This is a genomic window from Streptomyces mauvecolor (assembly GCF_039532965.1).
Lineage (GTDB): Bacteria > Actinomycetota > Actinomycetes > Streptomycetales > Streptomycetaceae > Streptomyces > Streptomyces violascens.
Map to the genome: position 1 here is coordinate 1 of NZ_BAAASQ010000025.1, position 13,207 is coordinate 13,207.

The window sequence follows — 13,207 nt, forward strand, 5'->3', positions numbered from 1 at the left end:
CACTCGACGGACACCCGCCCATCACCCGCGTCAACAACCCTGCGGGTCAATACAGCTAGCGCAAGGAAGAGCTCGTGGCCCCGGTGCCGATGCCGGGGCCGCAGCCGTGCGAAGGCACGGCTCAGGAGTGCGCGGGCGGACAGTCGACCCGGATGTCCGGGGTGCTGTAGGTGTCGCTCGTGGAGAACAGGCCGCTGCCGTACTCGTAGTAGAGATACGAGGAGAACCCCAGACTGCGCCCGCACGCGGAGTCCGCGGCGACGCGGTACGTCAGGGTCACCGTGCGGCTGGCCCCGGGGGCGAGCGGGACCTCGTAGTTGAGGCCCAGTTTGCCGGTGTCCTTGCAGTCGGCGCCCGCCGTTTCGCACGAGACAAGGGCGTACTTGAGGCCCGCCTGGCTGCTGGTGTCCCAGGTCGGCTGGATCGACTGGTAGACGAACCGGATCTCCGTCGACTGCGTGTTGGTGAGCGTCATCGTCAGGTCCACGGTGGAGCCGGGGGTGACCGTGTCCTGGTCGGTGCTGAACGTCAGGTCGGCCGTGTCGGCGTTCGCCGGAGTGTCCACGCTGAACAACAGGGCGCCGGCGCATGTAAGGGCCGCGGCGAGACCGAGACCCACGAGGCGTGTCGTGTTCATGGCCTCGCAGACTAGAAGCCGCCGGGCCCGCCGTCGCCCACATCCTCGCCGTACGGCTCGAAACGGCCGTGCCTGGCGGCCCGGGCGGGCGGGTGCCGCCCGGGCCGGTTCCCGCAGTCCAGGGCGGGGATCGAGGCGGCCTCCGCCGGGCCGCGCGCCGACATGACGGATCCGGCGGCGCGCGGCGGAAACGGCGTAGTCCGTCTGCTCGTGGCCTCCCGGCACGGAATCCCCGGCACTGGCGGCAGTTGGCGGCCCGGTGCGGGAACTGGCGTGACGATCCCATGCGTTGGGCAGTCAAGCGGGGAACCGGCTTCGCACGAGCCGGCAACGCGACCGCATTGGGGGCGGATGACGTCATGGAGCAGACGGCCTGGCGATTCTCGGACGACCGTGGACAGATGTCGGGCGGCGGCGGCCGAGGACGTGGCGGCGCGGCGGCAGCACCTCCGTCCCGCGTGGTGGCCTACATCCAGGCCGGCGCGACACTGGAGGACCTGGGGATACGCCCCCTCGCGGTGTTCGGCTCCTTCCACGACGGCCCGGAACCCGACCCGGCCAAGTCCGGCGCGCTGCCGCTGGACGAGGTCGGCTACCTGGGAGCGGGAGCGGACCTCGATGTGGAGGCCCTGCTCGCCCCGGGGCCGGACCTCGTCGTGGCCGTCAGCTACGGCGGCGGCCAGGTCTACGGGCTCGACCCCGAGACGGCCAAGCACCTGGAGGAGCGGGTCCCGGTGGTCGTCCTGGACGTGGGCCAGGCGCACACGCCCGCCCGAATACGGGGCCGATTCGCCGATCTGGCACGGTCGTTGGGGGCTCCGGACGAGGATGCCGCCGCGCTGCTCGCCGCGGAGGAACGCCTACGTGCGACCGCCGCGCGCACCCCCCGGCCGCGCGTCCTCGCGCTCTCCCCGGCGAGTGCGGACGAGGTCCATCTGGCGCGCCCGCAGGCCTGGCCCGAGCTGCGGGCCCTCGCGGCGTACGGCGTGGATCTGATCGAACCGGGGGAGGGGGCGGGAGCCAACTGGTTCACGACCGGGTGGCCGGCGGCGGCCGAACTGCGGCCCGACATAGCGCTTGTCGATGTCCGGTCGAACGCGGCCCCGCTCGGCGAGCTGCGGTCCGACGCCGCCTGGCGCGCTCTGGAGGCCAGGGCGCGCATCCTGGCCTGGAACCCCGAATCCCCGTGCAGCGCCCGCGCCCACGCCGCCTGGATCGGCCAGGTCGCGGACGCGCTGGAGGAGAGCGTGGAGGCGCGGGGAAAAAGCCAGGGAGATTTGCCGACTTGATCATGACTTGCTCAGGATGCGCGCCGGAACGGTCAACGACGGTGTGTACTGGGCAGGTTCATCTCACACACAGTCAGGAGTGACCGAGGATGACGACCGTGCCCACCCGTGTGCCCCTTGATCCGTTGGGGGCGGACATAGCCGCCGAGAGCGCCCGCCTGCGCGCGCTCGGGCCGATCGTTCCGGTCACCCTGCCGGGCGGCATCCCCGCCTGGGCGCCGACCGGCTACGACACCCTCAAGACGCTGATCCTCGACCCCCGGGTCAGCAAGGACCCGCGCCGGCACTGGGCGCTCTTCCCCGAGCTGGGCCAACACCCCGAGTGGGGCTGGATCCTGGGCTGGGTCGGCGTGATCAACATGCTGTCCAGCTACGGGCCCGACCACACCCGGCTGCGCAGGCTCGTCGCGCCCAGCTTCACGGCACGGCGCACCGAGGCGATGCGCGGCCGGGTCGAGGCGATCACGGCCGAACTCCTCGACGGCCTCGGCGAAGCCGCGGCGTCCGGCGGCCCCGTCGACCTCAAGTCGGGCTACGCCCATCCGCTGCCGATGCGTCTCATCTGCGAACTCTTCGGCGTGCCCGACCACTTGACCGAGTCCACCGGGGCGCTGATCGCCGCCATCATGGACACCTCCGACCCGAGCCCGCAGCACGCCGCGTTCGTGCAGGAGCAGATCGCCACCGTGCTCCCCGCTCTCGTCGCGTACAAGACCGAGCGGCCCGGCGACGACATGACGACCGAGCTCATCAAGGTGCGCAACGAGGACGGCGACCGGCTGAGCGCCGAGGAGCTCGTCCACACGCTGCTCCTGGTCATCGGCGCCGGGTTCGAGACCACCGTCAACCTCATCGGCAACGCGATCGTCGCGCTCCTGGACGACCCGGCGCAGCTGGCGGCCGTCCGCTCGGGCGCGGTCGGCTGGGACGCCGTCGTCGACGAGACCCTCCGCGCCCACCCCTCGATCGCCAATCTCCCGCTGCGGTTCGCGATCAGTGACATCACGGTCGACGGCGTCACCGTTCCAGCGGGCGACGCGATCATCACCACGTACGCGGCCGCGGGCCTCGACCCGGCGCACTTCGGAGCCGACGCGCACACCTTCGATGCCGCCCGCGGCGCCGACGACCACCTCGCCTTCGGTATCGGCGTGCACCGCTGCATCGGCGCCCCGCTCGCCCGGATGGAAGCCCTCACCGCCCTCCCGGCCCTCTTCGACCGCTTCCCCGACCTCGAACTCGCCGTAAAGCCGGAGGAGTTGAAGCAGGTCCCGTCCTTCATCGCCTTCGGCTGGCAGGAGATACCGGCGCGCATCGGGAAGTAGCTCAGCGCACCGCGACGGGAGACGAGGCGCCCTCCGCGACGAGCCGGGGGGCGCCGCTGCCGTCGGCCGGCGCGGTCCACACGTCGCTCGCGCGGCCTGCCCCGCCGGGCAGTGCGTACGCGACCGTGCGGTCGTCCAGCCAGGCCGCCTGGTCGTCGACGCTGTGGCGCTCGGCCAGGGGGTGCTCGCTCAGCGTCGCGAGATCGAGAACGTACAGCCGCCACGGCGCGGCGGGGTCGTCCGAGACCTTCTTCTTGAAGGCGATGCGGGTGTTGTCGGGGGAGAGCGAGGGGCATTCGGCGTTCTCCCGCAGGGCTTTGGCGGACCAGTCCGCCATGTTCCCCTCCACGAGATACGTCCGCCCCTTCGTCGAGACGGTCGCGTAGAACCGGTTGTCGTCGCGAGCGAACGTCACACCCCAGTAGTTGACGTCGGGGGCGTGATGGCGGGCACCGCCGAGGGTGAGCGGGATCTCCTCCATCGACTTGATGAGATAGCCGGTGCGCAGGTCCAGGATCGAGGTGCGGGTGGAGAAGGCGGTGGTGGCGTACGAGTCGCCGACCGCGAACACCGTCCACGAGAGCATCCGTCCCGAGGCGGAGACCCGGGCCCGGTTCGGGATACCGGGGACGGCGATCCGGCGTACCTCGTGCAGTCGGCGGTCGAGAATGACGGCGTACGCGCGGGGTGGCACCCCGGGCTCCCGCCGCAGACACACCGCGGTGTCCCCGGCGGCGTAGAACCGCTCGCACACGGGACCGCCGCCGGTGCGGGGGCCGCGTGGCGCGTCGAGCGACTGGCGGGCGATGCGTCCGGTGGCCGTGTCCCGGAAGTAGAGGCCCGGGCCCTCCAGGGTGAACGAGCCTTCAGCGGCGGCCTGTTGGGGGCCTCGGTGCGCCGAGTGCAGTACGTAGCCGAGCGAGCCGGAGGCGAGCAGCAGGACGGCGACGACCACGACGGCGAGTTTCGCGCGGGGGCTCATGCGGTGGGCCTTTCCGGATCGGCGATCGATGTGCCGGGCAGCAGCACCCAGCCGCCCGCGAGGGACACGAGCAGCGCGGCGGCCGCCGCCCACAGCGCGGGGCCCGGCCCCCACACCGTCCAGGCGGCGCCGAACCCCGCCGTGCCGAGGAGCCGGGTCAGCGCCTGGGCGGTCTGGAGCAGGGCGAGCCCCCCGGCCCGCCCGCCGTCCGGCAGCGCCGGTGCGGCCAGCGCCATGAGTACGCCGTCCGTCGCCGCGTAGAAGACTCCGAGCAGGATCAGGACAGGCGCGACGACTGCCAGGACGGGCCCGCCGGCCGGCAGGAGCAGCAGCGCGTACACGCCGAGCAGCGCGACATGGCCGTACAGGAACGGCAGCCGGCGCCCGACGCGGTCCGCTGTGCGACCCGCCGGGATCGCGAGCAGCAGATACGCCGCCGCGGAACCGAGCGGAAGCAGCGGGAACCACCCGACCGGGATGTCGAGCCCGCGCTGCAGGAGCAGATAGACGAAGGAGTCTCCGACGGTCGCCCCGCCCAGCAGGGCCGCGGCGCACAGAATCCGCCGGAAGGCCGTGCTGCGCAGGGCCTCAAGTGGGTTGGTCCGGCGGCGGGTTGAGGGTTCCGCCGGTGGGGCCGGGACGTACAGGACGAACAGGAGGACGCCGAGCAGGCCCGTGCAGAAGCTGACGACGAACACCGCGTCGTAGGCGTCCGCCGTCGCCCACAGCAGGGCGAACGCGGCGAGCGGGCCGAGCAGCGCGCCCGTGGTGTCCATCGCGCGGTGCACGCCGAAGGCGCGGCCGAGCAGGTGCGGCGGGCTGCTCAGGGTGATCAGCGCGTCGCGCGGTGCGGTGCGGATGCCGTTGCCCACGCGGTCGACGGCGAGCGCCGTGGCGATCTGGCCGGCGGCGCCGCCCGCGAGGAGCAGGCCGAGGCGGGAGCAGGCGGAGAGGGCGTAGCCGAGTCCGGCGACGCGTCTGTGGCGTCCGCCGCGGTCGGCGGCGTGCCCGCCGAGCAGGCGCACGACGGCGGCCGCACCGTTGAACAGGCCGTCCAGGAACCCGAATTGGAGGGGGGAGAGGCCGAGGCCGACCACGAGGTAGAGCGGCAGGACCGCCGTGACCATCTCGGATGACACATCGGTGACGAGGCTGACGGTGCCGAGCGCGAGGACGGTGGCGGGGACGCGCCGCCCGGGCCCGCCGGTGGCGGACGGGGGCGGCGCGTCCCGGCGACCGGTGGTCGCCAGGTACATCAGTGGCAGGTGTAGTTCGGTGCGGAGTCCTTGACCTGGCCGTCGGTGCCGACGTAACTCCAGGTGTAGCCGGAGTCGTTGAGATCGAGCTTCAGGACGCCGTACTGGCCGCTGATCCGCTTCTGGCTGTTGGGCTGGACCTGCTCGATGGGGTACGGCTCGGCGCCGCCCATGCCGCCGACGATCTCCACGATGCCGTCGGCGGTCGCCTTCCCGTCCGGGTTCTGCGGGGCGAACCGCTCGTAGTGGTGGTCGTGGCCGTTGAGGACGAGGTCGGCCTTGGCGTCGTACAGGATCTTCCAGACCGGCTTGCTGACCGGGTCGTTGCCGTGCCCGCCCGACGAGTACAGCGGGTGGTGCCAGTACGCGGCGATGCAGCCCTTGCTGTTGCGGGCCAGATCGGACTTCAGCCAGTCGATCTGGGCCGTCTGGTCGAAGGAGTTGGAGTCCAGGGCGATGAAGTGCCAGTTGCCCTCGTCGTAGCTGTAGTAGCTCTTGCCCTGCGGGTAGGCGATCGCGCCGAAGTACGCCTTGTAGCCGGACAGGGTGCCCGCCGGGTCGTACGTCTCGTGGTTGCCGGGTACCGGGTGGGTCTTCGCCTTGAAGGCACCCCAAGTCTTGTCGTAGTAGGCGCGGAAGTCGGCGATGCGGGCGTCGTCGTACTGGTTGTCGCCCATCGTCAGATAGAAGCGCGGGTTGATCTTCTGGGCCAGGGCCGCGGTCTTGGGGTGGGCGCAGGCGCTGTCGGACGCGGTGCACTGGGCGGCGATGTCGCCGGCCGCGACCACGGTGAAGCCGCCGGTCGGCGGCGTGGTGCCGCCGAGCGTGCCGTACACCGCGAAGTCGTACAGCGAGTAACCGTAGGAGGTGCCGCGGGCCGTGGCGTACACCCGGACGTAACGGCCCTTGCCGGACAGGCCGGTCCAGTCGTCCGCGCCCCCGTTCCCGGCGGTCTCGGCGGCCAGACGGGTCCAGGTGGTGCCGTCGGCGGATATCTCCACGCGGTACGCCTTGGCGTACGCGGCCTCCCAGGTGAGGGCGACTCCGGTGACGTCGGCGGTGGCGCCGAGGTCGACCTGGATCCACTGCGGGTCCTTGCCCTCGGCGCTGGCCCAGCGGGTGGTGGCCGAGCCGTCGACCGCGTTCTGCGGGCCGAGCGAGGAACTCTCGGAGGAGGAGGCCGTCGCGGGCCTGCCGCGGGAGATGAGGGGGTCGGCGGCGGCCCCGGCCCGGTCGGGCCAGGTGAGCAACAGACCGGCGACGAGGACGAGGACGGCGGCCAACGCGAGGCCCGCGGTGGGGCGGCGCGGTGGCGAGAAGGGGGGAACGGAGGCGTTCAGGCGCATACCTGGACTCCCTGCCTTGGGGACGGCGAGAGCTGGACACCGGAGCTCGCGGCGCCGCACCCCCGCCCTTGTGGAGGGCAGGGGGCAGCGTCGCGACGGCCGGATCAGAGCTCTCGCTGAGCGCGTCATGCCCACGGGGGAGTTCGGGCACCGCGCCAAGCCGCCGCGGGAAGCGTATAGGACAGGAAAGTTTCCTACTAGTGGTTCGGCCGGCCCTTCAACTGCCGTTCCGGCAACGGGAGATGGGGAAAGGGTGGCTCCCGCCGGTGCGAGCCCGTCCGAGATACCGGTGCGCCGCGGCACGTTCTCTGTGACAGTTCGCAACACGAGTATCTAGATTGGCCGTTGACGCAGCACCGCATCTCCAGGAGACCACACCCGTGACCGAGAACCCCACCCCCTCGTCGACGCCCGACCATGTGCGCGACCGCATCAACACCGCGCAGCCGCACACCGCCAGGATCTGGAACTACTGGCTCGGCGGCAAGGACAACTACCCCGTCGACCGGGAGGTCGGCGACCAGATCAGAACGCTGCACCCGGGCATCGGCGACTACGCCCTGGCCGACCGGCTGTTCCTCGGGCGGGCGGTGCGCCATCTGGTGGCCGACCGGGGGGTGCGCCAGTTCCTCGACGTCGGCACCGGGCTGCCCACCGCCGACAACACCCACGAGGTGGCCCAGCGGATCGCGCCCGACTCCCGCATCGTCTACGTCGACAACGACCCGCTGGTCCTCGCGCACGCCCGCGCCCTGCTGACCAGCACCCCCGAAGGCCGTACCGACTACCTCGACGCCGATCTCCGCGACACCGCCACCATCCTGGAACACGCGGCGAAGACCCTCGACCTGAGCAAGCCGGTCGCCCTCATGCTGCTCGGTGTCGTCATCTTCATCCCCGAGGAGGCGGAGGCACTGCGGCTCGTACGCGAGCTGATGAAGGAACTCGCCCCGGGTAGCTACCTCGTGCTCTCGCACACGATCACCAGCCCGGCGATGCCCGACGTCGATGCCGCGGTGGCGTTCTGGAACGAGCACGGCACGCCGAAGCTGACCCAGCGCACCCCGGAGCAGGTGGCCCGGTTCTTCGACGGACTCGACCTGCTCGAACCCGGCGTCGTGTCGTGCTCGCGCTGGCGCCCGGAGGCGGGCGACACACTCCCCGACGAGGTGGCGATGTACGGCGGCGTCGGGCACAAGCACTGACGCGGCGCCCCCCTGCCGCCGCGGTCACGGGCGGGGCCTCCCCTGCGTGGGCGCCCCGCCGGTGTGCAGGCTGCCGACGAGCGCGAACAACTCGGCCTCGTTGCCCGCCAGCCCGGCCCGCGCCAGCGCGTCGTCCGCCTCGGCGATGACCCCTTCCAGGGCGAGCGGCCCCAGCGGGCGGTCCGCAGGCGAGTCGAGGGCGGCGCGCACCGTGTTCAACAGGCGCAGATAGGCCTGGGCGGCGGAGCGTTCATGGGACGTCATCAGGGCGGTGGCGGTCATCGGCAGCCTTCCCTCGGCAGTACGGGCTCACCCATCACGATGCCGTACGCCACTGACAATCGACCGTCACGGCCCGCTGACGCGCGGCCGATCGCTGCTCAGAGCTCGTGCCCGAGCCGGACGCAATCGCAGACACCGGCTCTCAACCCACCAGCCGCAGCGCCGTGTCCGAGACGCCGAGGCTCACCGACTGGCCCCATGTCAGGTCCATCGCATCGCTCTCCATGCCGTCCCCGAACGCGACCAGGCGGTCCGACTCCACGGTGATCCGGAGCCGCTCGGACCGTGACAACTCCCCGTCCACCAGTGAGGTCCCGGTCACGGGCGACGGCCACGCCTCGCGTACGAACCACACGAGACGGGCATCGGCGCGAGCCGGCAGCGCCGGGGCGCTCGCACGCTGCCGCCACAGCGAGCGCAGCCAGCCGGTGGCCCCCGTGCCCGTGCCGACCAGGACGCCGGAGGAGGCCTGCGCCTCCGCGGAGGCGGCCGGGTCGTCGGGGCCGATGCGGTAGCGGGCGCTCTGGTGGCCGGGCGCGCCGAGGTAGATCTCGTTGAGCGCGAGCAGGCGCTGGCTGTCGTCGGTGAGCGCCTCCACCATCGTGAGTTCCTCGACCACGCAGCCCCGCGAGGCCGCCGCGGGCAGCAGCGCCGCCGAGTCCGAGGGCCGGTGGCGCACCAGAACACCCGGATTGCGCCCCGGCTCGGGATCGATGCCGATCACCGGCTGCCCCGACAGGTACTTGGCGGCGTTGGCGACCAGGCCGTCCTGGCCGACCACCACGATCACGTCCTCGGGGGCGAACAGGAAGCGGTCGAGGTCGGCGCGCTCGACCCGGGCCTGGCGCCACTGCGAGGGAATGGCCGCCGCCACGTCGGCCAGCGCCCGCAGCGCCCGGTGGTGCCGCTCGGCCACCTCGCGGATGCTCCGGCCCCGCGAGGAGAGGAAGAAGTCGGCCTGGCCGTGCGTGCCGTGCCGGGCCAGCAACTCCTCGTACTCCGAGGTGCGGTGCACGAGGACCGCCCGCGGCGCCAGGCTCACGGCCGCACACCCCGGCCGAACCGGTCGAGCAGCGTGGTGAGCATGTCGGGGGAGAGGGTGAGGCTGTCGATCCGGGGCAGGTTCTCGGCCAGCCGCGTCGCGGCCAACGCGTGCAGGGTCGCCGCGTCCGCCTCGCCGTGCACCTGGAGCCAGGCCGCCTGAGCCCCGGCCTTCGCCTCGCCCGACGCGCGGGCCGCCTCGGCCTCGGCCTGGGCAAGGCGCACCGTGCGGGCGGCCTCCGCTTCGGTGCGTACCGCGTCCGCCGCCGCTGCCTCCTCCGCCTCGCGCCGGGCGTTGGTGCCGCGCTGCTCCACCAACTGCTCCTCACGGCGGGCCAGTTCGATGCGGCTGGCGAGCTCGTTCTCGGCGATGGTCCGCTCGCGCTCGACCGCCACCGCCCGCCGCTCGTACGTCGCCCGGTCCGCCTCCTGCTGGATCCGCTCGCGCGCCGGGGTGCGCAGCGCGCGCTCCACCTCGGGCTCGGGGCGGATCGCGACGACCCGGACCGCCACCACCTCGATACCGGTCGCGGGCAGCCGGGACTCCGCCGCGAGCCCGGCCGCGATCCGCTTCCGTACGGCGGCGACACCGTCGGCCAGGGCGGCCGCGAGCTCGGTGCGTGCGAGCACGTCGAGGGCGTGCTGCTGAGCCGTCTCGGTGAGGAGCGTCGACAGCTGCTCCAGGGGGTCGCCGCGCCAGATCCCGGTGTCCGGATCGATCGAGAAGTCGAGCCGGTCGGCGGCGATGCCCGGATCGCTGATCCGATACGTCACGGTCGCCTGCACCGTGACGTCCTGGAAGTCGGCGGTACGGGCGTGGAAGGCCATGGCCAGTTCCCGGTCGTTGACCGGCACTTCGGACAGCGCGGCGCTGAGCGGCTGGAACCAGAAGCTCAGGCCCACCCCGTCGTGGGCGGGGCGGCCGTTCTTGTGGTGCCGGATGTGCGAGGTGGGCGCGGAGCGCAGATGGCGCCGACCGAAGCGCCTGGAGATGTCGGCCATGCCGGGACCCCTTTCTTTTCGTCAGATCGACGATAGGGCCTTCTCTCGTTATCGTCAATATGACGTGAATGGGCAGGGGTTGCCTTGTCCGCTGCAAGGCGAAGTGGGCGTGCGGCCGGGGCGGGAGCGGTGTCGGGAAAGCCGTTTCCGCATGAGCTGGAAGCGCTGAGTCGATGGGTGGTCACCCGTGGTGACCGTGTGGGCCGGGTGAAGCGGCGGGCGGCTCAATTTGTATGGATATCTGGTTAATCCTGGACCATTCGGTCTACACATCAGGGGTCCGTGCGACGAGTGACGGGAGCAGGCATGCCAGGCATCAGTCGAAGGGGATTGCTGGGCGCGGGACTTGGGGCGGTCACCGCGGCGGGGCTCGCCGGGTGTGGCTCGTCAGGGGGTGAGGGCTCGGGCCGACAGGGTGATCCGGTGCGTGGACCGGGCCCGGCGGAGCCGGCAAAGCCGCAGGCCAGGCTGATCGGTGACGGTTCGACGGCGGACACCGGCAAGCAGCCGAACCAGCCCGAAAGGCCCGTCCCTCTCGAACCCGGCCAGACCCCGCCGCAGTTCGTGATCTTCTCCTGGGACGGTGCGGGCGAGGTCGGCAACGGGCTCTTCCCGCGCTTCCTCGAACTGGCCAGAAACCACGGCGCGGGCATGACGTTCTTCCTGTCCGGCCTGTATCTGCTCCCCGAGTCGAAGAAGAGCCTCTACAAGCCGCCGAACAACCCCGTCGGCGCCTCCGACATCGGCTACCTCACGGACGCGCACGTCAAGGAGACGCTGACCTACACCCGGCAGGCCTGGTCGGAGGGGCATGAGATCGGCACACACTTCAACGGCCACTTCTGCGCCGGCTCGGGATCGGTAGCCAACTGGACGGCCGCCCAGTGGAACAACGAGATCGACCAGGCGGTCTCCTTCGTCACCGAATGGCGCACCAACACCGGCTGGACCGACGAGGCCCCGTTGCCGTTCGACTACCACAAGGAGCTCGTCGGCGGCCGCACCCCGTGTCTGCTCGGCCAGGAGAACCTGCTGCCCACCGCCAGGGAACGGGGCTGGCGCTACGACGCCTCGTCGCCCGGCGGTCGTCAGAGGTGGCCGGAGAAGCGCGAGGGCGTATGGGACTTCCCGCTGCAGGGCATCCCGTTCCCCGGGCACTCCTTCGAGGTCCTGTCGATGGACTACAACATCCTCGCCAACCAGTCGAAGAACACCACCAAAGGCATGCCCTCGCGCTACCCCGGCTGGCGGGCCCAGGCCACCGCCTCGTATCTGGCGGGCTTCAGGCGCGCGTACGAGACGAACCGCGCGCCCTTCTACATCGGCAACCACTTCGAGGAGTGGAACGGCGGCATCTACATGGACGCCGTCGAGGAAGCGCTGAAGGGGATGGCCGGCAAGGAGGACGTACGACTCGTGTCCTTCCGCCAGTTCGCGGACTGGCTCGACGCGCAGGACCCGAAAGTGCTCGACCGGCTCCGCGCCCTCCAAGTGGGGCAGGCGCCCCCGGGCGGGTGGAACGCCTACTTCAAGGCGGCCTGATTCGAGGTGTGTCAAGACCGCGTAAGAGGTGCGCAGTTGACGGCGCCCCGGCCGTGATCACTCGATCGGGCGCCGGGTTCCGCATTTTGCCCGGAACCGGCCTGACCGTCGCATCCTGCGGCGATGTATGCCGTCAAGTGCAACACGCCGGATGTGGCGAGGCGGTTCGGGCGGCGCCGGGAGGCGGGCGCACGGACCCCGGGGTCTGCTCGGAACAGGGAAGCGGGCCCCGGCCGGGTCGGCCGGTGCGAGGGTGCGCCGGCTCCGCGCGGCCGTGAACCACGGCGGCCGCGGCACTCAGAGCGGCAAGCGGCCCCGGCGCGGTCCGGGGCGGAGGGAGCACACCATGCGTGAACTGCGAGCGGAAGCGGTTCTCGACCGGGCGGGCGCGGAGGACCGCAACGCGCTCCTGTGGCACGTGATGAGCACCGACGACCCCACCACCCTGTGCGGACGCAGTCTCGCCCGCCAGGAGGCGGCGACCCCGCAGAAGCCTGACCTGACCAACGCCGACCGCTACTGCGGGATCTGCATGGCCGCCTGCTGAGGTCTGGATGCCCGTGAACGGGGTGCGTTGGCGAGAGGTTTCTCGGTCACCCCTCAAGTGGCCCGCGGATCAAGGAAGTTGGTCGGACGACCGGCCGGAATCGGGCGCGGGGCCTGCTCCGTGCGCGCGTACGAGAGGGCCCGTGGCCAGGGTCGCGAGGCAGAGCCACAGGGAGGCGAGGAGCCAGCCGCCCAGCACGTCGCTCGCCCAGTGCACTCCGAGATAGATCCGGGAGAGCCCGACGGCGGCCGCCCAGAGCAGCAGCAGGGCGGCCGCCGGGCGGCTGGCCGTGGTGCGGGTCGCGAGCGCCCAGGCGAGCAGTCCGGCGGTGAGTGCGCTCGTGGTGGCGTGACCCGAGGGGAAGGAGTGGCCCGAGGCCGTGGTCGCCCAGTCGAGGGCGGCCGGGCGCGGGCGGGCGACGGCCGACATCAGGCCGTACCGCACCGCCTGGCCGAGGAGGAGTACCGCGAGCGCGCCCGCCGCCGCGTACAGGCGCTGTCGGTTGTCGCGGCCCGCGATCAGACCCGCGACGACGGCCAGGACGTAGGGGAGCGCGCCGGATCCGGTCGCCGTGACGGCGCGGGCGGTGGCCACGGCGACCGGCGGGCGGTGATCGAGCGGCCAGCGGTGCAGGGCCTCGTCGCCCGGCAGCGGCGCCCCGTGGCGTACGGCGACGAGCACCGTGAGCAGCACGAACAGGAGAAGCAGCACACAGGCCGCCGCGCCCGTGCGCCGCGCCGGACTCATCGAGCG

14 protein-coding genes are annotated in these 13,207 nt (G+C 72.0%); 5 read left to right on the top strand and 9 right to left on the bottom strand.

The features are described from left to right. Nucleotides 1-121: 121 nt before the first annotated feature. Together ABD346_RS29975 and ABD346_RS29980 are read right to left on the bottom strand one after the other, a co-directional pair. On the bottom strand, nucleotides 122-637 hold the full coding sequence (locus ABD346_RS29975; protein ID WP_344379161.1) for a hypothetical protein: 516 nt from the start codon (nucleotides 635-637) through the stop codon (nucleotides 122-124). 11 nt (nucleotides 638-648) lie between these two features. Further along, nucleotides 649-801, bottom strand: a complete 153-nt coding sequence (locus ABD346_RS29980; RefSeq protein WP_344379162.1) for a hypothetical protein — start codon at nucleotides 799-801, stop codon at nucleotides 649-651. Between the two features lie 195 nt (nucleotides 802-996). Between ABD346_RS29980 and ABD346_RS29985 the strand changes: the two genes are divergently transcribed. Continuing rightward, nucleotides 997-1,926: a TroA family protein gene (locus ABD346_RS29985; RefSeq protein WP_344379163.1), complete on the top strand. Its 930-nt coding sequence runs from the start codon at nucleotides 997-999 to the stop codon at nucleotides 1,924-1,926. Between the two features lie 89 nt (nucleotides 1,927-2,015). Then, complete coding sequence (locus ABD346_RS29990; protein WP_344379164.1) at nucleotides 2,016-3,251, top strand: cytochrome P450 family protein; 1,236 nt, start codon at nucleotides 2,016-2,018, stop codon at nucleotides 3,249-3,251. Between the two features lies 1 nt (nucleotide 3,252). On the opposite strand, the gene ABD346_RS29995 is transcribed toward ABD346_RS29990, so the two are convergent. Genes ABD346_RS29995 through ABD346_RS30005 form a run of 3 tightly spaced genes read right to left on the bottom strand, consistent with a single transcriptional unit; the run spans nucleotide 3,253 to nucleotide 6,835 of the window. Then, nucleotides 3,253-4,233 (bottom strand): TolB family protein, encoded by a 981-nt coding sequence (locus ABD346_RS29995; protein WP_344379165.1) that lies wholly within the window; start codon nucleotides 4,231-4,233, stop codon nucleotides 3,253-3,255. Beyond that, nucleotides 4,230-5,489: an MFS transporter gene (locus tag ABD346_RS30000; protein ID WP_344379166.1), complete on the bottom strand. Its 1,260-nt coding sequence runs from the start codon at nucleotides 5,487-5,489 to the stop codon at nucleotides 4,230-4,232. Before ABD346_RS30000 ends, ABD346_RS29995 begins: the two co-directional genes overlap by 4 nt. Continuing rightward, nucleotides 5,489-6,835, bottom strand: coding sequence for a discoidin domain-containing protein (locus tag ABD346_RS30005; protein WP_344379167.1), 1,347 nt, complete (start codon nucleotides 6,833-6,835; stop codon nucleotides 5,489-5,491). The genes ABD346_RS30000 and ABD346_RS30005 overlap by 1 nt, the downstream gene beginning before the upstream one ends. Nucleotides 6,836-7,215: 380 nt before the next feature. Here ABD346_RS30005 and ABD346_RS30010 point away from each other — a divergent pair, with 380 nt between their 5' ends. Beyond that, complete coding sequence (locus ABD346_RS30010) at nucleotides 7,216-8,040, top strand: SAM-dependent methyltransferase (RefSeq protein WP_344379168.1); 825 nt, start codon at nucleotides 7,216-7,218, stop codon at nucleotides 8,038-8,040. A 24-nt stretch (nucleotides 8,041-8,064) separates the two neighbouring features. Here the strand turns inward: ABD346_RS30010 and ABD346_RS30015 are convergent, their stop codons facing one another. The 3 genes from ABD346_RS30015 to ABD346_RS30025 form a co-directional block, all read right to left on the bottom strand. Continuing rightward, on the bottom strand, nucleotides 8,065-8,322 hold the full coding sequence (locus ABD346_RS30015; protein ID WP_344379169.1) for a hypothetical protein: 258 nt from the start codon (nucleotides 8,320-8,322) through the stop codon (nucleotides 8,065-8,067). A 142-nt stretch (nucleotides 8,323-8,464) separates the two neighbouring features. After that, complete coding sequence (locus ABD346_RS30020; protein ID WP_344379171.1) at nucleotides 8,465-9,364, bottom strand: NAD(+)/NADH kinase; 900 nt, start codon at nucleotides 9,362-9,364, stop codon at nucleotides 8,465-8,467. Continuing rightward, complete coding sequence (locus ABD346_RS30025; RefSeq protein WP_344379172.1) at nucleotides 9,361-10,365, bottom strand: SPFH domain-containing protein; 1,005 nt, start codon at nucleotides 10,363-10,365, stop codon at nucleotides 9,361-9,363. Before ABD346_RS30025 ends, ABD346_RS30020 begins: the two co-directional genes overlap by 4 nt. Before the next feature lie 306 nt (nucleotides 10,366-10,671). Between ABD346_RS30025 and ABD346_RS30030 the strand changes: the two genes are divergently transcribed. Both ABD346_RS30030 and ABD346_RS30035 read left to right on the top strand, forming a co-directional pair. Continuing rightward, nucleotides 10,672-11,907 (top strand): polysaccharide deacetylase family protein, encoded by a 1,236-nt coding sequence (locus ABD346_RS30030; RefSeq protein WP_344379174.1) that lies wholly within the window; start codon nucleotides 10,672-10,674, stop codon nucleotides 11,905-11,907. A gap of 346 nt (nucleotides 11,908-12,253) precedes the next feature. Next, nucleotides 12,254-12,454 (top strand): hypothetical protein, encoded by a 201-nt coding sequence (locus tag ABD346_RS30035; protein WP_344379175.1) that lies wholly within the window; start codon nucleotides 12,254-12,256, stop codon nucleotides 12,452-12,454. Between the two features lie 69 nt (nucleotides 12,455-12,523). Here the strand turns inward: ABD346_RS30035 and ABD346_RS30040 are convergent, their stop codons facing one another. Continuing rightward, a complete protein-coding gene (locus ABD346_RS30040; protein WP_344379176.1) occupies nucleotides 12,524-13,201 on the bottom strand; it encodes a phosphatase PAP2 family protein in 678 nt (225 codons plus the stop codon). Nucleotides 13,202-13,207 lie beyond the last annotated feature (6 nt).